This is a genomic window from Campylobacter concisus, from assembly GCF_002913045.1.
Taxonomy (GTDB): Bacteria; Campylobacterota; Campylobacteria; order Campylobacterales; family Campylobacteraceae; genus Campylobacter_A; species Campylobacter_A concisus_AP.
In genome coordinates this window covers 1-24,269 of the sequence record NZ_PPAF01000022.1, presented here as the reverse complement: position 1 = coordinate 24,269, position 24,269 = coordinate 1, and the positions used below count along the sequence as shown (strand labels likewise).

The following is a 24,269-nucleotide window of genomic DNA, read 5'->3' as shown; positions in this document are numbered from 1 at the left end:
ATCATAATGTCTATATAATGTAAATAATAAAATTTAAAAAAATTTATTGATATTTTTCTTTAAAAGCTTAAAAAAATAAATTAATCGCTAATTTGCTTTTAAGAGTTAAGTATGTATAGTTTTTTGATTATTAAATTTATGATGAAAGTGCCTTGGATCATGAGATTTCTGCTTTGTATAAGTTTGTTTTTGATAACAGCTTTTGCCCAGCAATTAGGCTGCTTTATTAATGAAAGCAACCAAAGCATCGTCTTTATAAAAGATGGGCAGATTAAAAATTTGGATCTAAAAGAGACGATTTATAAAAATCAAGAGTGCGGAAATGATGGAGAATCCTTTTATATCGCAAATTTAAATAATGAGATTATTGAGGTGGCAAATGAGAGAAATTTCTTATTTGCTATGCCAAATGTTGGCTGTAAAATCTCACAAATTGTGGCAATTAAAAATAAAATTTACGTAGCTTGCGATATGACAAATGAAGTAAGCATAGGCGTTTTTGATAAAAATCTCAATAAACTTTTAACTAAAAATTATAAAGATGTTTATAAAATTTCAAGCCTTTTGCCAATTGATGATGAACTATTTTTTACGAGCTTTAATGGCAAAGCATTTTTGCTTGATAAAGAGCTTAATTTAAAAGAGAAAAAGCGTGTTGGCTTTGCTCCACTGAGTGCCTGTAAATTTAAGGGGAATGATATTTTACTTGGCTTTAGAAATGGAGAAATTTTAGATTTTAAAAGTGGAATTAAAAAGCAAGTTTTAAAATCTAAAATTTCAGCTCTTGCGTGTATGGAGGATGAAATTTTCATAGGTGATGAGGATGGAGTAGTCTATAAATTTGATAAAGATCTTAAGTTAAAAGGACAAAAGGCTCTTTTTAGCAATGAGATAAAAAGAATTTTTATAGACAAAGGCGTCTTAAATGGCGTAAATTTAGACAATGAGATAAAGAGTTTAGAGATAAATTCATTTTAAAAAGGAGAGTAAATGCAAAAGTTATTTTGTGTCGCAAGTGCTGCGTTGCTTGGGCTATCTTTAACGACCGCTTGTGCTGCTAGTAGTGACCTTGAAAAAGTCATGAAAGAGCGTGGGCTAAGCGAAAAAGATGTCCTTGCAGCTGCTAAAACTTATCAGCCTAGCGGTAAAAAAGATGATTTCATCGTCTTTTCATCTGGTGGGCAAAGCGGTCAAGTGCTAGTTTATGGCGTTCCGTCGATGAGAATTTATAAATACATCGGCGTTTTCACGCCAGAGCCTTGGCAAGGATATGGCTATGACAATGAGTCAAAAGCTGTTTTGAAACAAGGCAACATCAGGGGCAAAGAGATAACATGGGGCGATACACACCACCCAAATTTCAGTGAGAAAAATGGTGAGTATGTTGGTGATTATCTATTTATCAACGATAAAGCTAACCCAAGAATCGCAGTTATAAATTTGCATGACTTTGAGACAACTCAAATCGTTGTAAACCCTATCATGAAGAGTGAGCACGGCGGTAGCTTCATCACTCCAAATAGCGAGTATGTTATCGAAGCTAGCCAATATGCAGCTCCGCTTGATAACAACTATCACTCAATAGACGACTATGAAGCAGTCTATAGAGGTGCTGTAACTTTTTGGAAATTTGACTATCCAAAAGGTAAGATCGATGAGAAAGAGTCATTTTCTCTTGAGCTTCCACCATACTGGCAAGATCTAAGTGATGCTGGTAAAGGCGAGAGCTACGGCTGGGGCTTTACAAACTCAATAAATACTGAGATGTATACTGGCGGTATCGAAAAAGGTCTTCCTCCATTTGAAGCAGGTGCAAGTAGAAATGACACTGACTTCTTACATGTTTATAACTGGAAAATTTTAGAAAAACTTGTTCAAGACAAGAAAAACTACAAAGTTATAAATGGCCACAAGGTAGTTACAATAGACGCTGCTGTAAAAGCTGGTGCGTTATTTTTGATCCCAGAATCAAAGAGCCCACATGGTTGTGACGTAAGCCCAGACGGTAGATATATCATTATTGGCGGTAAGCTTGATACTCACGCATCAGTTTATGACTTTAGAAAGATCAAAGAGCTAATCGACAAAAAAGAGTATGCTGGCACTGACCCATACGGAATTCCTATCTTAGATAGAGAAAAGTCAATGCACGGACAAGTGGAACTTGGCCTTGGACCACTGCACACATCATTTGACTCACAAGATGGCGTACTTTATACTTCACTTTACGTTGATAGTCAAATCGTAAAATGGGACTATAAAAATTTAAAAGTGCTTGATAAGATAAATGTTCACTACAATATCGGCCACCTTGATACAATGGAAGGCAAATCAGCAAAACCAGTTGGCAAATATGCAATCGCTCTTGATAAACTTTCAATCGATCGCTTTAGCCCAGTTGGCCCGCTTCATCCACAAAATCACCAGCTAATAGACATCACTGGTGCAAAAATGGACCTAATCTATGATATGCCAATCCCACTTGGTGAGCCACACGATGTTGTTTCAATAGCTGCTAGCAAACTAAGCCCAGCGCTTACTTACAACATGGGTACAAACTCAAGAACAGGCGAGGCTAGCCCATACGCAACTCTAGCTGGTCAAGAAAGAGTTGAGAGAAATGGCAAGAATGTAACTGTCTATGCGACAATGATCAGAAGCCACATCAACCCAGAGCACATCGAAGTAAATAAAGGTGATAATGTAACAATTCACTTAACAAACCTAGAGCGCGCTCAAGATGAGACTCACGGCTTTGGCATCGACCTTTACAATATTCACGCTTCACTAGAGCCTGGCAAAACTGCTTCAGTAAATTTCGTAGCTGATATGGAAGGCGTCTTCCCATACTACTGCACCGAGTTTTGTTCAGCGCTTCACCTAGAGATGATGGGTTATTTGCTTGTTAAAGATCCAAATAAAAAATATGAATCTGCAAAAAATAACAAGCTAAAAACTCTAAGCCCAGAGGCTTTAAAAGCCGAATACGACAAAGTAATCGCAACTAATAAGGCAACTGACGATGTTATCCAAGAGGTTGTTAAATACCTAAAAGAGAAACATTATGAGAAATATCCAAAAGTAAAAGCTTTGGTTGATGACGCACTTGATCAATACGGTCACATCAAAGAGGTAAAAGCTAAAGCTGACGAAGCTTACAAAAAAGGCGACGTAAACGGCGCTATCCTTTGGGAGTACCAAGTATGGCAATACATGGTTAAAACAGCTGACGTTGGCTTAAGAGCTAAAAATAACCTAGCTAAAGAGATTGCAACTCCGATGAGTCCAGCTGCTGCAAAAGGTGAAGAGGCTTATCTAAAAGGCGGTTGTAATGGTTGCCACGTTATCGGTCAAGTAAGCTCAGGTCCAGATCTAACTGGCGTTTTACTAAGACATGAAAACGGCGAAAAATGGGTAGCAGAATTTATCAAAGATCCTGCTAAGTTCTATAATGACGACTACATTAAATCAATGATTGATTACTTTAACCTTAGAATGCCAAATCAGCATATGAGTGATGAAGAGATCAAAAATATCATCGAATACCTAAAATGGGTAGATGAAAACGCTGGTATGTAGCTTTTAAAGGGGCGTTTTGCCCCTTTTTAAATTTTAAAATTTTATTTTTAGCAGATGAAATTTTAAAATTTAAAGGAGAGATCATGAGTAAATATAAAATTTATACCATTGTTGCACTTGTCTTAATGACTGTTTGTTTTACTTTGCCTGTTCTTGGTTGGCACGGAGCAAAAGAGCGTATAGCTGATGGTGATGAACTGCCATCTTATACTTACGGTATATATAATCTTTATAGCTCATTTCAGTATAAAAATCATCTTTTATCAAAAGATGTAGCAAGCGATCTTCATAAGATGATCGAGCAGAAAGCAGAGATAGGCACACCATCTTTTCCTATCTGGTACGTCTCTCTTGAAGCTCCAAATTATCCAAAATCAGCCTTTCCTGATGGAATTCCTGTATATTTTCACGTAGATGGATATAGTGGTGACGTGCATGAGATGAATACGATAAATCACTACATCGGTATGTATCCTATGGAGCATGGTGGAAATTTAGAGCGAGCGATAGCACCTTATTATTTGCTTATTTCAACGCTTTGTATGCTCGCATTTTTGTATTACAACGGCAAATTTAACTCACTTCTTATGGTTCCAACCATTATCGCGCCTGTGCTATTTATGAGTGCATTTGCAGGATGGCTTTACTGGTATGGACACAATATGCAAGAGTGGGGCGCATTTAAGATTAAACCATTTATGCCAACAGTTTTAGGTGATGGTAGCGTCGCACAATTTACAACGCACTCTTATCCAAGTATCGGATTTTGGGTTATGATCGCTATGAGCGTATTTTGCATACTTGCAGTATTCTCAAAGAAAAAAGAGCTAAATGCGTAAAATTTTCAATTTTGCCCTTGCTTTCTTGCCTATTTTTAGCTCTGCAAATATCCTTCAAGATGCAATAAATAACGCTAGCCCTGGCGATGTTATAAAGCTAGGGGACGGCATCTATGAAGGAAGTATAACTATAAATAAGCCGCTTAGTATCGTTGGCGAGGGCAAAAACGCTCATATAAAAGGAAATGGTAAAGGCACAGTTGTAAAGATTATTGCCTCAAATGTTACGCTTAGAAATTTAAAGATAAGTGGTAGCGGAAATGACCTTGGTGAGCTAGATGCTGGCATTGGCTGTGATAAAGCAAATAATGTCTTGATTACGCAAAATGACTTGAGTGATGTGCTTTTTGGGGTTGATTTTAAAGAGTGTAGTAGCTCAAAGATCACTGAAAATAACATCACTTCTAAAAAGGGAGCCAGTCTTGGCTTTAGAGGTGATGCCGTTAGACTCTGGTATAGTCATGAAAATTTAATCGAAGGCAATTATATTTATGATAGCCGTGATATGGTTGCATGGTATGCAAGTCACAATAAATTTTTAAAAAATAAAGCGATTCGCGGTAGATACTCGCTTCACTTTATGTATGCGAATCAAAATTTAGTCGAAAACAACGATTTTATCGGCAATGCAGTCGGAATGTTTTTTATGTACTCAGCTGGCTCAAATATAAAAAATAATCTTGTTATGGATAGTGACGGTGCTTTTGGTATTGGTATTGGTCTAAAAGATGTTTCAAATTTTACTATCGAAAATAATACCCTTATCTATAATGCGAGAGGAATTTTGCTTGATAATTCGCCGTTTCAGCCAGGCTCAACGATAAATTTCTTAGGCAATAAAATTTTACACAACGTAGTTGGCGTATATTTTCACGCTACTCAGGGGACAAGCATATTTGAAAATAATGATTTTATAGGCAATATGGATATCGTTGCGAACGACACTCCAGGCGATAAAATGGCATTAAATCGGTGGAGTAAAAATTATTATGATGAGTATGAGAGCTTTGATAGAGATAAAGATGGCTATGGCGATACGCCGTTTATGCACCTATCATATGCCGATCAGCTTTGGCAGTATTATCCGAATTTGCAGTTTTTCTATGGATCAAGTGTCTTTAGTATCTTAAATTTTTTAGCCAAACTCGCGCCATTTTCTGAGCCAATAAAGCTACTTGAAGATAGCACGCCAAGGATAAAACCACTCGATGCTTCAAATTTTAACGCGTTAAGGGCAAAACGTGGATAGAAGAAAATTTATAATCTTAGGCTCAGTCGCAGCTGCCGCAGGATATGGCATAGGTAAAATTTTGCCAAAAAGTAGCGGCGATAAACTCTACCTTAGGCCACCAGGTGCGGTTGATGACTTCGATGATCTTTGTGTCAAATGTGGACAGTGTGTACAAGTATGTCCTTATCACAGTATAAGTTTGCTTGATATAAAAGATGGATATTCAAATGGTACAGCATACATCGATCCTAAAAAGAGAGGTTGCTATTTATGTGATCTTTTTCCATGTGTGCTCGCCTGTCCAAGTGGTGCGTTAGATCATGCTACAAAAGTTGTTGATGATGTGAAAATGGGCGTTGCTGTCTTGAGTAATGCAAATGCCTGTATGTGCCTAAAAAGAGAAAAACTAAGCGAAGATAGCGTTGAAGATTTGCTTGTTCGCAAAGTTTATAATGATAGGGAAGAGGCAGAAAAAGATAAGATAAAAGGCAAAATCGGTCAAATTTGTGACCTTTGTGTCAGTATTTGCCCAGTTGGCGATAGTGCAATAGTAATGAGTGAAGCAAATTTACCACTCATAAAGCATGGCTGTGTTGGGTGTGGGGTGTGTGCTGAGGTTTGCCCTGTAAAAATTATAAATATTGCCCCAAAAATGAGTTATGATGAAATTTATAAGGAGGAAGAATGAGATTAATAATGTCTTTAGTGGCTGCTGCTTTGCTATTTGTCGGCTGTGAAAAGAGCGATGACAAATCGCAAAAAGCAGCTAGCGAGCAACCAATAAATGTAGCCACGAGTGCTAGCATAAAGGTTGAAAAAAAAGAAAATAATCAAAGTACAAATAAACAAAATGATTTCATAAAATACGATATGCACGGTGAAAAGAGCGTAAAATTTGGACTTGAAGATAATAACGTAAGCCGTCAAATCGGTGCTTTAGTGATGGTAAGAACCCCTCTTCAAACTATAAATTTAAGACTTATAAAGGGCAGGCTTAGCAAAAATTTCATTACAAAATGTTCAGCTTGTCACGATGATTACGCAAATGGCATCATTGGGCCATCACTTTTAACAAAAAGTGAAAATGAAATTTATACAATGATAAATGCTTATAAAAATAAAGAAAAAGTCAATGTCTTGATGCGAGATCTTGTTAAAAAAATGGATGATAGTGAAATCAGAAATTTAGCTAAAGAAATCAGTGATTTTAATACACAATTTAGGAGCAAATAATGAAAGTAGGAAAGATTATAACCATTATTTTAGCGGTAGCAATTTGCGGTATCATGGTGTTTATGTTAAGCCAGACTCCGCCTAAAAAAGAAAAAGTAGCAGCTAATGCTCAGCCAAAAGTAGAGCAAAATTTTACAAAAGATCAGCCAAAGTCTAGTGAAGAATTTGCCAGCGAAGATGAGCTAAAAAAGGTAAAAGAGCTAAGTCTAAGTGTGGCTAAAGTACACAATGAAGGCGTTAGCAAGCAGTATCTAACAACTTGTGCCCCGTGTCATGGTGCAAATGCAAAAGGTGTCGTAGCACCTGATATAACGCACCTAAGTAAGGATGAATTACTTAAAAAGCTGGCTGATTATAAAGCTGGCAAGGTGCAAAACTCACTTATGAAGGGGCTACTTACAAATGTTAGTGATAGCGAGCTTGAAAGCCTTGCAGATGAAATTTCTAAATTTAAAAAGTAAAAATGGACAAATATAACACTCGTGCGACGATTAGAAATGTAAGCTTTCTAAGCACGTTAATCACAACTACAAAAGATGGCAAGAAGCGTCCTAGCATACGATTTTGGCGTATATTTAGTATTATTCTAATCCATCTTTTATTTGTGCTTTCATATAGAGTTGATATACAAATTTTAGAAGGCGACATCAGTGCGTCAAGGATATTTGGCTTTCACTTAGCAGATGCTTTTATGAGCCTGCAAGTTTTCCTGGCGACACATGAAATCCACGTAAATTTAATAATTGGCTCACTTAGTATCTTGGCCTTTTATATCATTTTTGGCGGTAGAGGCTTTTGCTCTTGGATCTGTCCATATTCATTAATAAGTGAAATAGCTGAGAAGATCCATGAAAATTTACGCGCTAAAAAGATAGTGAAACCACGAGTTTTTGACACAAAGTGGCGATATGTTTTTACCATTTTGTTTTTAACCCTTAGCTTTGCTAGTGCAAGCCTTACATTTGAAATTTTTAATGTTGTTGGGATTTTTTCAAGATTTATTATCTATGGCTATTTTCATGCTATTTGGTTCGTTGTAGCTATGCTTATGGTTGAAATTTTCTTCTCACGTAGAGCTTGGTGCAGATATGTCTGTCCTATCGGAGCTACTTACTCGGTGCTAGCTAAACCAAATGCCATAAAAGTTAGCTGGGATAAAGAGAAGTGCGATCACTGCTTAGTTTGCACTGATGTTTGTCTAGTGCCTCACGTACTTTTTATGACAAAAAAAGGGGCAAAGCTTGACGAGAGCAAAAATATCTTTAGGATAGCTGGCGCTGATTGTACGCTTTGTGGTAGGTGTATTGATGTGTGTCATCAAGATGCACTGAAATTTGACAACGGCTTTAAAAAACTAATATAAGGAAAATTTTTGATAGATATAAAAGAAGTAACTAAAATTTTTGGCTCGCAAAGGATACTTGACAATGTTAGCCTAAACGTAAAATCTGGTGAAAAAATAGCAATACTTGGACAAAATGGAGCTGGCAAAAGCTCGCTCATGCGTATCATTTTAGGCGAGTTTATTCCAAATAGTGGAAGCATCGCAATAAATGGCGTAAATACCCTAAAAGATAGAAAAGGGGCTTTGAAATTTATCTCATTTGTGCCACAAACCCCACCACCGCTTAAATTTAACTTGCGCGAGCTTTGTGAGTTTGTCTGCAAAAGCTCAAATGTAAAATTTGAAGAGATTGAGAAATTTAGCAAGCTTTTAGAGCTTGATTTGCATGCAAATTTAAATAAACCATTTTATAAGCTCTCTGGCGGCATGAAACAAAAGATGCTAATAGCAATCGCATTTGCTAAGGATAGTGAAATTTTGATGTTTGATGAGCCAACAGCAAATCTTGACGTGAAAGCAAGGCTTTCTTTTAAAAATTTACTTGATAACTTCACGCAAAACAAAACACTTGTTTTTATTTCACACCGTATTGATGAGATAGCGAATTTATTAGATAGATGCGTCTATATGGATCTTGGCAAGATAATCAAAGAAGAAAATTTAAGGAGCAAGAGTGAATAATCTTTTTTTAATAGCAAAGCTTGATGTAAAAGAGTCTTTTCGCTCAAGATGGTTTGTGATATATGCTGCGCTTTTTTCTGCTTTGATGATAGGATTTTTATTTAGCGGCGTGACTGACTCACGTGTGCTCGGCTTTTCTGGGCTTACTAGAGCACTGCTTTTATTTATTCAAATTTGTGTCATCATTGTGCCTATTTTTATTCTCATCTCAACCGTAAGAAGCATAAATCAAGATAGAGATACAAATTTGCTTGAATACATACTTAGCTTCCCACTAAGCCTTAGAGAGTATTACTTTGGCAAGGCACTGGGCCGTACATTTGTTGTTTTTGTACCACTTTTGTTTGCTCTTTTGCTTTGTGTTATTGTTGGTTTTATAAAAGGTGTTGCGATACCTTGGAGTGTATTAACACTTTATTTTGGGCTACTTTTTAGCTTAAGTATTGTTTTCTTATCGCTTGGATTTTTTATCTCAAGTGTGATTAAAAATCAAGAGACAGGCCAAGGCGTGGCGTTTTTACTTTGGCTTATAATGCTTGCATTTATTGACCTAGCATTAATTGGACTTCTTATGCGAAGTTCAGTCGATGAGTACATCATTTACGCTATTGCTATACTAAATCCGATAGAGCTTTTCAGGATAGCAGCACTTAGTCTTTTTGATCCAAATTTAGCAGTTATCGGTACTGCATCTTATTTTATTTTAAGCACCTTTCCAAAGGCAACATTTGTAGCTTATGCGATTATTTATCCACTTTTACTAGGCATTATTTTGCTAGTTTGTGGCTATTTTGCCTTTAGCAAAAAAGATTTGGTTTGAGATTGTTTTTTGTTAAAGAAAAGTTGGTTTTAAATTTAGACGAAACTTGTATTATTCCACTTGTCCAACAAGAAACCTCCTTTTTGTAATAGCTCCCTTTCCCCCAAAGGGAGCTAACTTCTTCCAAGGAAATTTATGAAAAAATCCATTTTGTTTTTAGTATTTGCTCTTCTATCTTTGAATGCAAACTGGGATATAAATATGCAAGAGTGTATTAATAAAAGTAACGCTAAAGCTTGCGAGAGCTTTACAAAAAAGCTTTCAAGTGAGTGTGAGAATAAAGATAAAATTTCTTGCTTTATCTATGCAGATATGCTAGGACGCGGCCTTGGCGCAGAAAAAGATACACAAAAATCTTTTGAGATATTTAAATCGCTTTGTGATAATGGTAGTAGTGAGGCTTGCTATGAGCTAGCGACAAAGTATCTTCAAGGAAATGGTACTGAGCAAAGCTTTGATCTTTCTGCAAATGCTCTTGATAAAGCTTGCAAGATGGGCAGTAAACGAGCTTGCAATGTATTAGAGCTTGTGCCTAAAAATTAGCCTAATTTTATGCTTGTACTAATTAAAAGAAATTTCCTAAATGTAGCTTTTTTAAAGTTAAATTTACTTTAGTATTACTTGGAATTTCTTTTTTATTAACTAAAAATTTTATTAAAATTTATGCTTAAATAATACTATTTCATCGTCCTAAATGGACCCTCCTTTTTGTAACTGATAAGTCTTTGCTTCCCCCTTTTCTGGCTTTTCGTATACACAAAGAGGAGTTGTTTATTCTTTTGAAAATCAAATCTATTTATTTTTTTCAATTTACATTCTATAAAAATTTTTCTTTTTTTGAAATCATAATTGATAATAGTTTTAAATATTATCAAAGTAAATTTTGTATAAGATTGCGAGCCATTATCAAAACCTACTATTAAAAGGCTTTAAAACAAAGTGAAATTTCTAAATCAAAAATTTTTTTATAAATTGCACACTTATTTATCTATATTATTTTTCATTCCACTTGCAGTAGTTTGTTTTAGCGGTGCGATCCTCGTTTATAAAGATGAGCTAAACAGCCTTCTTGCTCCAAATGTCGTAAATGTAAAATTAAACAAAGAAAATTTAAGCAAAAGGATCAGCTTTGATGAGCTAAGAAATATCATCGCAAGCAAGTTTGGCGACTACGAGATGGTTGGTGTAAATATCGATGCAAACCCTAAAAAGTGTGACAAAATTTGGTTAATCGAGCACAATGACAGCCAAAAAGAGTGGAAATTTATCTATTTTGACGCTTTTAGCGGTAAGATAAAGAGCGAGCCACTCGCACATGATGAGGGATTTTTTGGAGTTTTAACTGAGCTTCATGAGTCGCTATTTCTAGAAAAGAGCGGTCACGTTATCCTTACTTTAACCGCTATTTTCACGTTTTTTATCTGCATAAGTGGTTTCGTGATTTATAGAAAATTTTGGCTGACACTACTTAGGCTTCGTGTAAATAGGCTAAATATTTTTATGAGCGACATTCATAAAATGATAGGAATTTTTTCTACGCCTATTTTACTGCTTATTTGCATAAGTGGTTTTTGGTGGGAATTTCAGATGGCACGCATACCAGAGTTTAAAAATGACTTCGTTATAGATACAAAAATTTATAACAAAAACCTATCTCTTGACGAGCTGGTGGCTCGCTCAAAAAATGATCTTGCTGGCTTTGAGCCACACTTCATCTCACTGCCTTTTATGCAAGGAGCAAATATACGCCTTTTTGGCTACGTAAAAGATCAAAATTTCTTGCATAACGAATATTCAAGCATATTAACTTACGATAAAAATAGCGGCGAACTAGTAAGCATTTTGGACATAAAAAATGCAAATCTAAGCGAAGAAATTCTCTCAGCATTTAGAAAATCGCACTTTGGCAACTACAACCAATTCACAAAATTTATCTGGTTTTTGGTTGGTGTTTCACCGCTTATTTTAAGTATCTCAGGACTTTATTTGTGGGTTAAAAGAAATTTTAAAAGGAGAAAAAATGAAAAAATTTTTAATTAGTTTGGTTGCATTAAATTTGATGCAACCTCAAATTTTTGCTAGCCAAAGCGATAAAATTTTAGAAGCAATTGATGTCGTAGAAAGCGAGTGAAGAGACGATGCAAACTACTTTGCAAAAGAGCTTGTAAAGAGCACAACTAGGCTAAATTTAACCTCTCGTCAAACGCCTCAATCACTAACTGTGCTAACAGAAGCTAGGCTAAAAGATCAAGGTATCAAGGACTATCAGGTGCTTCTTAGAAATGTCCCAGGCGTCACGCTAAATAAATGGGACGAGCGCGTATATCCGACGGCTCGTGGCTTTAAGATAGATTATTACTTGCTTGATTCGATGCCTAGCTTTGGTGGCTTTAGCCTTGGCGCAAATGATATGAGCTTGCTGCCTTATGAAAGAGTTGAGGTGGTAAAAGGGGCAAATGGCCTACTTGCAGGCGCTGGCAACCCAGCTGCAAGCTTAAATTTCATAAGAAAAAGAGCAGACTCAAAGGAGCTAAAAGGGAATTTTGGTGTAAGTGCTGGCTCATACGATAGATACGGCGTAAATGGTGATGTACAAACGCCGGTAAATGAGAGCGGAAGCGTTAGGGCCAGGCTTTCTTTTATGCATGAGAAATCACACTCTTATATGGATTATTACAACCGTAAAAATAGCGCGATTTACGGCGTAGTCGATAGTGACATAGGCGATAACTCATGGCTTAGTCTTGGTGCGTTTTATCAAGAGCTAAGACGCCATGGTGTTAGGTGGGGCGGCATGCCAGCTTTTTACGCAGATGGCTCTAGGACAAATTTTAGTAAAAATGAAATTTTCTCTCAGCCTTGGACGAGGTGGGATATAAAAACACTTGATTTTTATGCTGATTTTAAGCACTACTTTGAAAATGAAGCGAGCTTAAATTTAAGCTACTCATTTAGACGGGCAAACACTGACTCAAATCTACTCTACTACGGTGGAGCGGTAAATTTAGACGGTACTGGTAACATAGGTGATCTTAGCGTTTATGCAAACAAAAGAGAGGAGAACATCCACAACGTAGATACATACGCAAATATCCCTTACGAGCTAGCAAATTTATCTCATGAGTTTGTCTTTGGTGCTATGTATAACAACTATAAAAAAAGTAGCGATAAGGTAAGTAGCTACTGGCAACAAAAGACCACACCAGCTGGGCTTGCCTATACAGCTAGAAGTAGGATTGATTTTAAAAACTTACACCTTGATGATCCAAAATTTCCTTACGAAGATCAAAACAATAAAGACAAAACGATACAAAAGGCATTTTACGCGGCAAATAAACTATCAATCACCGATGAGCTTAAATTTTTGCTAGGTGCCAGGGTGAGCTACTACAAGTATGAAATCGAGGGTGGCAAAGACAATAGAAATTTCACAAATGAGATCACACCATATCTTGGCATCACTTATGACATCGGAGCAAACCACACTTTATACGCCAGCTACACGAGTATATTTAAACCTCAAAACGCAAAGGATGCAAATGACAAGTATCTTGATCCGATTCAAGGCAAGGACTATGAAGTGGGCATTAAAGGCGAGTATTTTGACGGGGCGCTTCAAGCAAGTCTTGGCGTCTTTAAGATCGTGCAAGATAAGCTTGGCATAGATACTGGCAAGATAAATCCAGCAACAAATGCCAAAATATATGAATCTGGCAAAGGCGTGACAAGTAGGGGCGTTGAGCTAGATCTAAACGGCGAGATCACTAAAAACTTAAGCCTAAGCTTTGGTGCAACGCACTTTAACGCAAAAGATGCTAATGGTGAAAAACATGTCACCGACTCATCAAGAAGCACGGCAAATTTATTTGCAAAGTATGAATTTAGAGACTTTAGAGTAGGGGCTGGAGCTATGTATAAGAGCAAAATTTATACTGGCAAAGGCGCAAATGAAATCACACAAAAAGGCTACACTTTGGCTAATTTAATGCTTGGTTATAAATTTGCTAAAAACTTTGATGTGCAGCTAAATATCGATAATCTCTTTAACAAAAAATACTACGAGGGTATCGGTAAAAATATGATGGTTTATGGCGATCCACGCACCTTTAACCTAAGCTTTAACTACAATTTTTAATATAATTAAATCACCAGCCAAATAAGCTGGTGATAAATTTCAACTCCTAAAGTGTATAATTAGAAAAATATATTTTAGGATGAGTGTCATGTTTAAAGTAGAGGTTATTTATAAATTCTGTCTCGTTTTAGTTCTTATTTTAGGGCTTTGTATGCTCGCATTCTCTGGTGTAAATTTTGCACTTGGTGAATATAATGAGTATCTATTAAATGCCCATAAAATCGCAGGTTTTTTAATATTGCTTGCTGCAACACTTCACGTTATAAATCGCAGAAAAAAACTAGTAAAGCTAATAAATGAAACAATGGATGTGCTAACACGCAGTAAAAATCCAAGTATTTGCAATATGGACCGAATTATCGCCTCGCTCGAGCCATACAGCATAACTGAAATTTCACAAATGTTGGTCTTTGACGAGGCTATTTTTTGCGAAACTTTACGCAAAAATGGGGTTAAATTTAATGACTCTAGCCAAACTCTACGCCAGATCGCGCGAATGAATGATGAAAAGATATTTTTCGTGCTAGTTCTTATAATCGAGGCGAAATTTGGCAAGAGATTTTGTGGCGAACTAAAGTATAAACGTGGCGGAAAACTTAAAGATAAAAAAATGGTCGCATAGAGCTAACTCAGTCTTTGCTAGCTTGCGCCATGCAGATGAAGCTATCTTTACCAACGCCTAAATGCGCAGTCATAGCAGCTCCGCTCACCTCCACAAGCCATCTCTTCTTCGTCATTATCTAGCTTAAATTTAGTGCAGTTTTTGGCTATTTCTCGTGCTTTTTCGTAGTTAAATTTGCCGTATTTAAACTCATTTTTCTCATTGAAATTTTGCATCATCAAAATTCTCGAAGCTCTTTTATATTTAAATTTCTAAACTCGCCATTTTTGTCTTTTTGCACGAGCAAAGTTGCCTTGTGATGCCAAAATATAGGCTTTAAAGTGCCATCTAAATTTATCATCTCATCTTTCGATAGCTCTTTAAAATTCTCGTCCAAAACCGCCTCGATAAATGGAAGCTCTATGAGCTTAGCAACGCTTAGCTTTGGCTCATTTAGTTTAAATTTGCCCCTTATCTTGCCATCATCGCCGCTAAGCCTAAGCCCTATGCCAGCAAGCGCGCAGGAGCTCATACAAAAGACGCGCTGGGGGCTTGGCGGCGAGCTAAGCGAAACGGAGGAGGCGCGGCTAGCGGAGTATTTTAACAGCGGCAAATACAAACCAAAGCAAGAATTTATGCACTGGGCGTTCGTAGCTGTCGATAAGGCAAATAGAATCTAAATTTAAGCGTTCTATGCAAATTTGTCCCTGAAATGGAGCAAAATTTAATGTTAGTTATATGGCAAAGTAAAAGATAATTGGCAAGTTTTATAAAGTAGTTTTTTGCTTAGTGCCAATGTTTTAAGCAATAAAAATAAAGGTCAGTAGACTTTAAGTTATAGATAGTTTTATGGCGGGTAGAGAGAGATTCGAACTCTCGGTGAGTTGCCCCACACACGCGTTCCAGGCGTGCTCCTTAAACCGCTCGGACATCTACCCAAGATGAAGGTGATTATATCTTTATTTGCTTAATGCTTGGCTTTTAGAGCTTTAGCCCCAAGATAACGACATCTTTATACTCGCCGTCCATCAGGCAAACGCCAGGCAGTTCGCCCCATTTTTCAAAGCCAAATTTTAAAAATATCCTAGGACTTGCTTTATTCTCAATAAATATTAAAGTGATGATATTCTTTAAATTTAGCTCTCTAGTTTCATTTAGGCTGTGGGCTAAAAGCTGTTTGCCGATACCCCATTTAAGAGCCTTTTTAGCGACATAGATGCTTATCTCTACGCTTATATCGTAAGCGACTTTTGGATTAAAGTCACTCAGTAAGCAGTAGCCTAAAATTTTATCATTTTCTTTATAGAGAAAGATTTGGCGAGAGTTATTATTGGCTTTAAACCAAGACCCTTGCTAACTAGCCGAATATCAGCAGTCGTAGTTTTTTAAAATGTACTAGTTATAAATTTTGAGCAACCATCAAGATCGCTCAAATTTTTTTAAAGCCTAGCCTTTTTTGGCTGCTTGATAGATCGGCTCAAGCTTTGCTGCGATCTCTTTTAAGTCCTTGATCCTGCTCTCATTTGATGGGTGAGTACTTAAAATTTCAGGCACCTTTCCGCCACTCATCTTGCTCATTTTTACCCAGACTTCGACCGCTTCTTTTGGATCGTATCCAGCTCTTGCCATTAGCTCAGTACCGATGTGATCAGCCTCGGTCTCATGCGAGCGAGAAAACGGCAGAGATATGGTGTATTCGCTAGCTAAATTTAGAGCATTAGCTCCAAGATCGCCAAGGCCAGTAGCTGTGGCTATTGCAAAGATACCGATACTTTTCATCTGATCAGCACTTGCTTGCTCTCTGCTGTGCTCCCTAAGAGCGTGTGCGATCTCGTGTCCCATGACCGCAGCTAGCTGCGCATCTGTTAAATTTAGCCTTTTTATAATGCCACTATAAACGACTATCCTGCCACCTGGCATACACCAAGCATTTAGCGTATCTTCATTAATGACGTTTACTTGCCACTTCCATTTTAGAGCATCATCCCTAAAAACGCCAGTTTGGGCGATGAGCCTTTTAGCGATATCTTGAACTCTTTTTGTAAGGATCGGATCAACATTTAGCTCGCCTTTACTTCTAGCAGCTGTTAGCGTCTTGACATAGGCTTGGGCTGAGCTTTGCTCCATAGCTTCTGATGAGACTAGCATAAATTGCTTACGATCAGCACCAACAACGCCTGCTTTTGTAACGCTTGAGCAGCCAGTGAAGAGCAAACTAGTCGCTAACAATGTAAGTAAAAATTTTTTCATTTTTATCCTTTTTGGACTAAAATTTCGCGTATTATAGCCTGAGTCGGATATGCATTGTTAAACGAGGGGGAAAAATTAATTTTTGTGATATCAAAAATAGTAATTTACTTTTTTGCAAATTTTAAAATCTTATTCACTCGCCTTAGCAGACTGCTAAATTTAGGTCTCGTAGCTACTCGCCACTAAATTTAGAGCCGTGATATGCTCGCTCATAAATTTTAAAATTTGCCTGACACTTGCCTGATGATAAAGCACATGCAGTGTGCTACTTGGTTTATGACCGCATAAATTCAAAATTTAGACGCTATATCCTAAATTTAACCCCTACGCCTTATAGTTTATATTTCTCTCAAATTCTCTCAAACGTTTATTTACAGATCTTAGCTCTGTTATTGTCGTCCAGTTGTCGATAAAGACGCTAAAACTCTCTCTAACTTGAGAAAAAGCGTTGCTAGCTTGGATTAAAACGCCAAGCGTGATGACGCCGCTAAATAGGCCATTTCCCATGATGACATAAGGCACGATGACAAGAATTTGTGAAAAAGAGATGAGCCAAAGGTTAAAGTAGCCATAGTGCAAAAATAGTTTGTAATAATTTAACTTTACGCCCGTAAAAAGCTCTAGCATGACATTTGGCTGGCAAAATTTAGACTTATCGTCCTCGCCATAAACTAGCTCTTTTCTAAACGCTGCTTCTGCTTTTTGGTTGTTATACTCGATATGTGGGAGTTTAATGCCCACAAACCACGAAATAATCAGGCCACCGATGCTAATTATTAAAGCAATATAAACAAGCGAGCCTTCGATATCTTTGATGTAAGGCAAACTCACGCTCTTGCTTAGCTCCCAAAGTACTGGTATAAAGGCAATCAGCGTCATGATCGCCCTTAAAACCTGCACGCCAAGGCTTTCCATTATTTTGGCAAAGCGGTAGACATCTTCTTGGATACGCTGCGAACTGCCTTCGATGTCACTTTTGCAGTTTTGCCAAAATTTTAGATATCTAAACGTCATCGCCTCTCTCCAGCGAAAGACCCAGTGGCTAGCAAAAAACGAGATCACGGTGTAAGTCACGACGTAAGGCATAGCGATTTTTATAAAGTTAAAAATTTCTCGCCAAAACTCACTTACATCATGATCTTTTGAGTTTTGCACGATGTCGTAGAAATTTTTATACCACTCGTTTATACGGACATTTAGGTGCGTTTGATAGACAAGAAGCAAGATGATAAATATCGCTCCGCCATAAGCCCAGAGTGCCCATTTTTTATCTTTAAAAAATGATGAAAACATAAAGTGCCTTTTGTAAATTTTGGCGAATTATAGCAAGCAATATTAAGCATTTATATAAAATTTAAATGCGAGCTATATCATTTTGCAAATTTTACGTAAAGGAAAATGATGAAGAAATTAGTATTTTTGGCTCTTGGCTTTTTTGCAACATTTGCGTTCGCAGCTGATATGAAGGTCTATAAAAGCCCAACTTGTGGATGCTGTACTAGCTGGGGTGAGGCGATGCAGAAAGCTGGATTTAGCGAAGAGGTCATAAAAGTAGATGATATAGCTAAAGTTAAGAAAGAATTTAACGTGCCGCTAGAGCTTTCAAGCTGCCATACAGCAATTATCGATGGATATATCATAGAAGGTCATGTTCCGGCCGATGAGGTAAAGCGCCTACTAGAGCTCAAGCCAAAAGACGTAGTTGGTATCGCAGTACCTGGCATGCCGATGGAGAGCCAAGGTATGGAGCAAGGCAGTAAAGCCGAGCAATACGATGTTATTTTATTTAAAAAAGATGGCTCACAAGAAATTTTTGCCACTTACATCGGCACAAAAAAACTAAGATAACTTCAAAAATTTTTTAAATTTAGCTCATTTTTCGGCGAGCTAAATTTAAAAAGAAATTCCCTTACTTACGGCTATGATACAAAGTAAAAATGTTAGCGGAACGTAGATAAATTTGCCTACAAAATACCAGAAATTACCATAAGATTTATTTGCTCCAGAATTTATCTCGTCTAAAATTTCATCTTTTTTAATAATCCAAAACCAAGAAATAGCACCGATTACCGCACCAATTGGGATGATATAGATTGACACAAAGTCCATCCAAGGCCCCCAACTGCTAATAGGCTCCATAAATGCTCCTATGCCAAAGCAAACTGCACAAAGTAGTGTGAGCGTCCAAAATCTACTAAGGAGCGGAAATTTATGCATTAGTGACTCGGCGACTACTTCAAACATATTCTGAAGCGAAGTGATACCGCCAAAGATGACTGCGGTAAATAGTATGATCGCAAAAATTTGTCCACCGATCATATTTTGTAAAATTTTTGGAAGCGTTACAAAAAGTAGCTTTGGACCTTCGGCTGGATCCATAGCATAGGCAAAGACTGCTGGGATCATAACAAGAGCGGCCACAAGAGCCGCGATAGTATCAAAAAAAGCCGTAGTTTTAGCACTTTCAACGATATCTTCATCTTTTGAAAGGTAAGCTCCATAAACTATCATGCCAGATCCTGTGATAGAGAGCGAGAAAAAGGCTTGACCCATCGCAGAAACCCATACCATCGGATCCGCAAGCTTACTAAAGTCAGGGATAAAAAGGAATTTATACCCATCAAACGCATTTGGCAGCATCGCGACATTTATAGCCAAAATGCTAAATAATACAAAAAACAGTGGCATCATTATTTGATTTGTTTTTTCGATACTTTTTGCCCCAAAAAATAGTGTAAGAAGCGTGCCAACAACGATAATAAAATGATAAGGCAAGACTGAGTAATCTTGAAGTGCAAATGAGTTAAACCAAACGTTCGTATCAACGCTCATAAATGAGCCAGTAAACGCCTGAGTAAGGGCTTTTAGCACGTAAGCGATGATGACTGCGTAGCCAATAGCTATGCAAAGTGAGCCAGCAAGTGGAAGCCAGCCAATAATACTGCCAAATACGCCTAAATTTCTACTTTGCCAAGCATATTTATATGATCCAAGCGTACCAGTTTTTGCACGTCTACCGATCGCATACTCCGCACTTAGACCAACATATGAAAAAAGAGCTATGAAAAAAACATAGATGAGTAAAAACGCTGCACCGCCATTTGTGCCAAGTTTATAAGGAAAGCCCCAGACATTCGCCATGCCAACTGCTGATCCAACACAGGCCAATATAAATGCCCAACGCGATGAAAAATTCTTTTTGCTCATTGTAAAATCCATAAATTTAGTGATGAAAATAATGTTATCAAAATATGATTTAAGAACTTTTTATAAATCTTAAATTTAAGAAATGTTGTTACTTTTGGGCGCGGATAATTTGACCGCTAAATATAAATTCGCTATAATCAGGCAAAAATTTTTAACTCTTAAGGATCATAATTGAACCCCAGTAGCGATAATTCGCTTTTAATGGTAATACTTGCCATTATATTCATTTTGCTAAACGCATTTTTTGTTTTATCAGAATTTTCTCTTGTTAAAGTTCGTAAGTCTAGGCTTGAAGAGCTTATCAAAGAGAAAAAGCCAAATGCTCAGCTTGCTTTTGAGATGTCAAACAAGCTTGATACTTATCTTAGTGCTACTCAGCTTGGCATCACACTAAGCTCACTTGCTCTTGGTTGGATCGGTGAGCCAGCAGTTGCAAGACTTATAGAAGCACCACTTAAAAATTTCTTCAACTTTAGCGACATCTTAGTTCATACGGTTGGTTTTGCGATCGCATTTACGCTTATTACACTACTTCACGTTGTAATGGGTGAGCTTGTGCCAAAGTCAGTTGCTATTGCAAAGGCTGAGACTTCAGTACTAAAAATCGCTCGTCCACTTCACTTTTTCTGGGTGCTATTTTCGCCTGTAATTAAGCTTTTTGATATTTTAGCGACCATTGGACTTAAAATTTTAGGCATCCAGCCAGCTAAAGAGAATGAACTAGCACACTCTGAAGAAGAGATAAAAATCATCGTTGGCGAAAGCTTAAAGGGTGGTGTGCTTGATAGCTTTGAGACTGAGATCATTAAAAATGCAGTCGATTTTAGTGACACAGTCGCAAAAGAGATCATGACGCCAAGACGCGATATGATATGCATAAATAAACAAAAGAGCTTTGAAGAGAATTTGCAAGTCGTATTTGAGTCAAAATATACTCGCTTTCCTTATATAGACGGCTCAAAAGATATTATTTTGGGCATGATACACATTAGAGATATTTTGCAGCTTCACTTTAGTAAAGATAAAGAGAAGAGTTTTGACTCAATTGTTCGTAAATTTGTCATCGTGCCTGAGAGCCTTTCTATATCAAAAGTACTTGTAATGATGAATAAAGAGCAAATTTCAGCCGCACTCGTAGTCGATGAGTATGGCGGTACAGCTGGACTTCTTACGATGGAAGATATAATGGAAGAGGTGCTTGGTGATTTTAATGACGAGCACGATGAAGTCGATCAACACTACAAAAAGATAAATGACAATATTTACGAATTTCAAGGCAGATATGATCTAGAGAGCGTAGAAGAGGTTCTTGGTATAAGCTTCGATGAAGAGACAGATCAAGTTACAATCGGTGGATATGTCTTCAACTTAATCGGTCGTTTGCCAGTTGTAGGTGATAAGATCGAGGATGAAAACTGCTACTACGAAGTAAGAAAGATGGATGGAGCTAGTATCTCACGCGTAAAAGTTAGAAAAAAGATAAAAAATGAAGAGGAGAGCATTCAATCTTAAATTTATGTATTTATGGCTTAAATAAGCCATATTATGTAAATTTCTATCAATATTGTGATGCGCTAGACTCAATTTCACCATCGCTTATTTCATTAAATTTGTTTTAGACAAGTCTTCTAGTTGTAGTCAAGCAAAATAAACTCATATAAATTTTTCGAGTAGATATCCAGCAGTAAAATTTAATCTTAAATTTTAAATATAGTTAATATAATTAAAAATTGTTTTTTACGAGGAGTAAAGATGAAAATAATAAATGTAAAAGATATAAGAGAAGTCGTTGCTAAGCTTTGCAAACAGGCCTGTTATGTAGTGACGCCAGATTTAAAGGCTGCTTTTACAAAGGCTCAAAGTAATGAAAGCTCGTCACTAGGCAAAGACATTTTGGGCAAAATTTTACAAAATGCTAAGCTAGCAGAAGAGGGCGTTGCACCTATATGCCAAGATACAGGCATGACGGTTGTTTTCGTACAGATCGGCCAAGATGTGCATATTGAGGGTGGATATATTGAAGATGCGATAAATGAGGGTATTGCGGAAGGCTACATTGAAGGCTATCTAAGAAAGTCAGTCGTTGCTGAACCACTTTTTGAAAGAAAAAATACCACAAACAACACTCCAGCTGTCATCCACACTAGAATCGTGCCAGGAGATAAGCTAAAGATAAAAGTAGCTCCAAAAGGTTTTGGTAGTGAGAATAAATCAGTTTTAAAAATGCTTGTGCCAGCTGATGGTATAGAGGGCGTAAAAAAAGTCTTTTTAGAGGCTGTAAAATACGCTGGACCAAATGCCTGTCCTCCACTAACAATAGGCGTTGGCATAGGTGGTACGATGGATAAGGCAGCACTTTTGGCAAAAGAAGCAGCAGTTCGTTCAGTCGATAGTAAAAATTCTGATCCAAGATATGCCAAATTAGAAGACGAGCTACTAGAGCTTGCTTGTAAAACTGGCGTTGGTCCTCAAGGGCTTGGTGGTGATACTACCGCCGTAAAAGTAAATGTCGAGTGGTATCCAACTCACATAGCAGGTCTTCCTGTTGCTATAAATATCAACTGCCACGCTGCACGCCACGCAGATGCCGAGCTTTAAGGAGAGAAAATGTCAGAAGTAAAAAGAATAAAAGTACCATTTGATAAAGAGGTGGTAAAAAGCCTAAAAGCAGGGGATAATGTCCTAATATCAGGCACTATCATAGCAGCTCGTGACGCTGCACATAAGGCACTTACTGAAACATTGGCACGTGGTGAAAAGCTACCAGTTGAGCTAAAGGGTGAGACTATCTACTATGTCGGACCAACTCCAGCCAAGCCAAATCAAGCTATTGGAGCAGCAGGCCCAACAACAAGCGGCAGAATGGATAAATACACCCCAACTATGATAAATGAAGTTGGTATAAATGGTATGATCGGTAAAGGCTACAGGAGTGACGCAGTAGTCGAGGCTATGAAAAAATCATGCTGTGTTTATATGGTTGCTATCGGCGGCATCGGAGCGCTCATTAGCCAAAGTATCAAAAAATATGAAGTGCTAGCTTATCCAGAGCTAGGACCAGAGGCAGTTGCTAGGCTTACAGTTGAGGACTTCCCAGCAATAGTTGCCATTGACTGCGAAGGTAATAACTTCTATGAAGTTGGCCAAGCACCTTACAAAAAGATATAAATTTATCCCGCTAGCAAGCTAGCTAGCGGACTTTAATAATATCCAAGACACATCGTTTCAGTTAATTTTATGCGTTTTTCAAATGGAGCAGGTGAGAAAAATTTACACTTTTCAATGTAAATTCTATAAGAATAGCTAAGATTAAAATCATCATAAAATTTCTTCAAGTCTATAAATTTAATACCGCAAATCTCATGAAATTTAAAGAGCTCGTAGATCTTAGAGCCATTTTTTGCTACAAGATGAGAAGGAGCAAGTGAGGTAAAGGAGCAAAATACGCCTGTTGGAATAAGTCCATTTAAAGGTGTGCAGGTTTTTATAATGTTTTGAAATTTGGCTGGAACGCTATTTTTTCTAAGAAAAACTATTCTTGAGTTTTCAAATTTAGCACTTATGACGTTTTTCCAAAAAAGATAAGCATTTGATGAGATGCCAGCATTTTTAGCTAACTCAGCACCGAGTATATAATCATCTAAAAACTCATTTGGTGCGAGTATATTTTGCATCTTCATCCTTTTGAAATTTTGCCCATTATAGCTTTTGGAGACTAAAAATTTAGAAAATTTATAGTAGGATTTTAAAAAATTTCAAAAGGAGAAAATATGAAAAAACAAATCTCAACAAAAAAAGCTCCACAAGCGATTGGGCCATATTCTCAAGCTATTAGCGCAAATGGATTTTTGTTTATCTCAGGTCAGCTTGGTGTCACACCAGCGGGTGAGTTTGCAGGTAGTAGCGTAGAGGCCCAAGCTGAGCAATCACTTGAAAATTTAAAAAATATCTTGACTGAAGCAGGACTTACTTTTGATAATGCCATAAAGACTACAATATTTCTAGCAGATATGGCGGATTTTGTTAAAGTAAATACTGTGTATGCTAAATTTTTTAAAGAGCCTTATCCTGCTAGAAGTACAGTAGCTGTTAAGACCTTGCCAAAAGACGCACTTGTGGAAATAGAGCTTATCGCGGCTTATTAATATACATTGTGTAAAAGTTCACATAATTTAATGTTTAAATGATGGAGAGCAGAAACTCTCCAAATTTATACTTCAAAAACTAAACCCTTAAACCTAATAATAAAAATACATATTTTAAAATTTTAAAGTAACAAACAAATTTTTCTAAAATTCCCTAAATATTTCAACTATCTTTAAGTATTACTCGTATATAATTCCAGCTC

The 24,269-nt window shown here is 37.1% G+C and carries 26 protein-coding genes, 1 tRNA gene and 2 pseudogenes; 20 read left to right on the top strand and 9 right to left on the bottom strand.

Features of this window, described 5'->3' with window-relative positions:
* Window positions 1-111: 111 nt before the first annotated feature.
* The 14 genes and pseudogenes from CYP43_RS02565 to CYP43_RS02495 all read left to right on the top strand — a co-directional run bounded on the left by CYP43_RS02565 (window position 112) and on the right by CYP43_RS02495 (window position 14,485).
* Window positions 112-978, top strand: a complete 867-nt coding sequence (locus CYP43_RS02565) for a hypothetical protein (protein WP_180998630.1) — start codon at window positions 112-114, stop codon at window positions 976-978.
* A 12-nt stretch (window positions 979-990) separates the two neighbouring features.
* The gene (gene nosZ, locus CYP43_RS02560; RefSeq protein ID WP_087586708.1) at window positions 991-3,579 is read left to right on the top strand and encodes a Sec-dependent nitrous-oxide reductase; all 2,589 of its coding nucleotides are present in this window, start codon (window positions 991-993) and stop codon (window positions 3,577-3,579) included.
* 83 nt (window positions 3,580-3,662) lie between these two features.
* The gene (locus tag CYP43_RS02555) at window positions 3,663-4,418 is read left to right on the top strand and encodes a cytochrome C (RefSeq protein WP_072595072.1); all 756 of its coding nucleotides are present in this window, start codon (window positions 3,663-3,665) and stop codon (window positions 4,416-4,418) included.
* Window positions 4,411-5,667 carry a nitrous oxide reductase family maturation protein NosD gene (locus CYP43_RS02550; protein ID WP_103582387.1) on the top strand — a complete coding sequence of 419 codons (1,257 nt, stop codon included), beginning with the start codon at window positions 4,411-4,413 and terminating at the stop codon, window positions 5,665-5,667. Before CYP43_RS02555 ends, CYP43_RS02550 begins: the two co-directional genes overlap by 8 nt.
* The gene (locus CYP43_RS02545) at window positions 5,660-6,337 is read left to right on the top strand and encodes a 4Fe-4S dicluster domain-containing protein (protein ID WP_103582386.1); all 678 of its coding nucleotides are present in this window, start codon (window positions 5,660-5,662) and stop codon (window positions 6,335-6,337) included. Before CYP43_RS02550 ends, CYP43_RS02545 begins: the two co-directional genes overlap by 8 nt.
* The gene (locus CYP43_RS02540; RefSeq protein ID WP_103582385.1) at window positions 6,334-6,882 is read left to right on the top strand and encodes a c-type cytochrome; all 549 of its coding nucleotides are present in this window, start codon (window positions 6,334-6,336) and stop codon (window positions 6,880-6,882) included. Before CYP43_RS02545 ends, CYP43_RS02540 begins: the two co-directional genes overlap by 4 nt.
* A complete protein-coding gene (locus CYP43_RS02535; protein ID WP_103582384.1) occupies window positions 6,882-7,343 on the top strand; it encodes a c-type cytochrome in 462 nt (153 codons plus the stop codon). The genes CYP43_RS02540 and CYP43_RS02535 overlap by 1 nt, the downstream gene beginning before the upstream one ends.
* A 2-nt stretch (window positions 7,344-7,345) precedes the next feature.
* The gene (locus CYP43_RS02530) at window positions 7,346-8,245 is read left to right on the top strand and encodes a NapH/MauN family ferredoxin-type protein (RefSeq protein ID WP_103582383.1); all 900 of its coding nucleotides are present in this window, start codon (window positions 7,346-7,348) and stop codon (window positions 8,243-8,245) included.
* A gap of 9 nt (window positions 8,246-8,254) precedes the next feature.
* Window positions 8,255-8,908 (top strand): ABC transporter ATP-binding protein, encoded by a 654-nt coding sequence (locus tag CYP43_RS02525; RefSeq protein ID WP_054197251.1) that lies wholly within the window; start codon window positions 8,255-8,257, stop codon window positions 8,906-8,908.
* Window positions 8,901-9,728, top strand: a complete 828-nt coding sequence (locus CYP43_RS02520; protein WP_103582382.1) for an ABC transporter permease — start codon at window positions 8,901-8,903, stop codon at window positions 9,726-9,728. The genes CYP43_RS02525 and CYP43_RS02520 overlap by 8 nt, the downstream gene beginning before the upstream one ends.
* 135 nt (window positions 9,729-9,863) lie before the next feature.
* Window positions 9,864-10,271 (top strand): tetratricopeptide repeat protein, encoded by a 408-nt coding sequence (locus CYP43_RS02515; protein WP_103582381.1) that lies wholly within the window; start codon window positions 9,864-9,866, stop codon window positions 10,269-10,271.
* 429 nt (window positions 10,272-10,700) lie between these two features.
* Window positions 10,701-11,768, top strand: a complete 1,068-nt coding sequence (locus tag CYP43_RS02505; protein ID WP_258032139.1) for a PepSY-associated TM helix domain-containing protein — start codon at window positions 10,701-10,703, stop codon at window positions 11,766-11,768.
* Window positions 11,749-13,863, top strand: a pseudogene (locus tag CYP43_RS02500) (TonB-dependent siderophore receptor). Before CYP43_RS02505 ends, CYP43_RS02500 begins: the two are co-directional and overlap by 20 nt.
* 88 nt (window positions 13,864-13,951) lie before the next feature.
* Window positions 13,952-14,485, top strand: a complete 534-nt coding sequence (locus CYP43_RS02495; RefSeq protein ID WP_103582378.1) for a chemotaxis protein — start codon at window positions 13,952-13,954, stop codon at window positions 14,483-14,485.
* Window positions 14,486-14,532: 47 nt separating this feature from the next.
* Here CYP43_RS02495 and CYP43_RS02490 read toward each other — a convergent pair whose 3' ends face one another.
* Both CYP43_RS02490 and CYP43_RS02485 read right to left on the bottom strand, forming a co-directional pair.
* Window positions 14,533-14,703: a molybdopterin biosynthesis protein MoeB gene (locus CYP43_RS02490; RefSeq protein ID WP_258032138.1), complete on the bottom strand. Its 171-nt coding sequence runs from the start codon at window positions 14,701-14,703 to the stop codon at window positions 14,533-14,535.
* Window positions 14,703-14,996 carry a hypothetical protein gene (locus CYP43_RS02485; protein ID WP_103582377.1) on the bottom strand — a complete coding sequence of 98 codons (294 nt, stop codon included), beginning with the start codon at window positions 14,994-14,996 and terminating at the stop codon, window positions 14,703-14,705. The genes CYP43_RS02490 and CYP43_RS02485 overlap by 1 nt, the downstream gene beginning before the upstream one ends.
* Between CYP43_RS02485 and CYP43_RS02480 the strand changes: the two genes are divergently transcribed.
* Entirely contained in the window at window positions 14,971-15,144 is a 174-nt protein-coding gene (locus CYP43_RS02480; protein ID WP_258032137.1) for a hypothetical protein, read from the top strand. The genes CYP43_RS02485 and CYP43_RS02480 overlap by 26 nt on opposite strands.
* 170 nt (window positions 15,145-15,314) lie before the next feature.
* Here CYP43_RS02480 and CYP43_RS02475 read toward each other — a convergent pair.
* From CYP43_RS02475 to CYP43_RS02460, 5 genes and pseudogenes are all read right to left on the bottom strand, one after another.
* Window positions 15,315-15,402, bottom strand: a tRNA-Ser gene (locus tag CYP43_RS02475).
* 43 nt (window positions 15,403-15,445) lie between these two features.
* Window positions 15,446-15,781 (bottom strand): annotated as a pseudogene (locus CYP43_RS02470) (N-acetyltransferase family protein); the annotation flags it as partial.
* Window positions 15,782-15,910: 129 nt separating this feature from the next.
* The gene (locus tag CYP43_RS02465; protein ID WP_103582376.1) at window positions 15,911-16,714 is read right to left on the bottom strand and encodes a M48 family metallopeptidase; all 804 of its coding nucleotides are present in this window, start codon (window positions 16,712-16,714) and stop codon (window positions 15,911-15,913) included.
* 159 nt (window positions 16,715-16,873) lie between these two features.
* Complete coding sequence (locus CYP43_RS09630; RefSeq protein ID WP_258032136.1) at window positions 16,874-17,008, bottom strand: hypothetical protein; 135 nt, start codon at window positions 17,006-17,008, stop codon at window positions 16,874-16,876.
* Window positions 17,009-17,038: 30 nt separating this feature from the next.
* Window positions 17,039-18,007, bottom strand: a complete 969-nt coding sequence (locus tag CYP43_RS02460) for a putative transporter (protein ID WP_103582375.1) — start codon at window positions 18,005-18,007, stop codon at window positions 17,039-17,041.
* A 108-nt stretch (window positions 18,008-18,115) separates the two neighbouring features.
* Here CYP43_RS02460 and CYP43_RS02455 point away from each other — a divergent pair, with 108 nt between their 5' ends.
* Window positions 18,116-18,562: a DUF411 domain-containing protein gene (locus CYP43_RS02455; RefSeq protein WP_103582374.1), complete on the top strand. Its 447-nt coding sequence runs from the start codon at window positions 18,116-18,118 to the stop codon at window positions 18,560-18,562.
* 45 nt (window positions 18,563-18,607) lie between these two features.
* On the opposite strand, the gene CYP43_RS02450 is transcribed toward CYP43_RS02455, so the two are convergent.
* On the bottom strand, window positions 18,608-19,921 hold the full coding sequence (locus tag CYP43_RS02450; protein ID WP_103582373.1) for a sodium-dependent transporter: 1,314 nt from the start codon (window positions 19,919-19,921) through the stop codon (window positions 18,608-18,610).
* A gap of 201 nt (window positions 19,922-20,122) precedes the next feature.
* Here CYP43_RS02450 and CYP43_RS02445 point away from each other — a divergent pair, with 201 nt between their 5' ends.
* From CYP43_RS02445 to CYP43_RS02435, 3 genes are all read left to right on the top strand, one after another.
* Complete coding sequence (locus CYP43_RS02445; RefSeq protein ID WP_258032141.1) at window positions 20,123-21,433, top strand: hemolysin family protein; 1,311 nt, start codon at window positions 20,123-20,125, stop codon at window positions 21,431-21,433.
* 240 nt (window positions 21,434-21,673) lie between these two features.
* Complete coding sequence (locus CYP43_RS02440; protein ID WP_103582371.1) at window positions 21,674-22,519, top strand: fumarate hydratase; 846 nt, start codon at window positions 21,674-21,676, stop codon at window positions 22,517-22,519.
* Between the two features lie 9 nt (window positions 22,520-22,528).
* Complete coding sequence (locus CYP43_RS02435; protein ID WP_103582370.1) at window positions 22,529-23,089, top strand: Fe-S-containing hydro-lyase; 561 nt, start codon at window positions 22,529-22,531, stop codon at window positions 23,087-23,089.
* A 32-nt stretch (window positions 23,090-23,121) separates the two neighbouring features.
* Here CYP43_RS02435 and CYP43_RS02430 read toward each other — a convergent pair whose 3' ends face one another.
* Window positions 23,122-23,595, bottom strand: a complete 474-nt coding sequence (locus CYP43_RS02430) for a cysteine permease (protein WP_103582369.1) — start codon at window positions 23,593-23,595, stop codon at window positions 23,122-23,124.
* Between the two features lie 96 nt (window positions 23,596-23,691).
* Here CYP43_RS02430 and CYP43_RS02425 point away from each other — a divergent pair, with 96 nt between their 5' ends.
* Entirely contained in the window at window positions 23,692-24,066 is a 375-nt protein-coding gene (locus CYP43_RS02425; RefSeq protein WP_103582368.1) for a RidA family protein, read from the top strand.
* Window positions 24,067-24,269 lie beyond the last annotated feature (203 nt).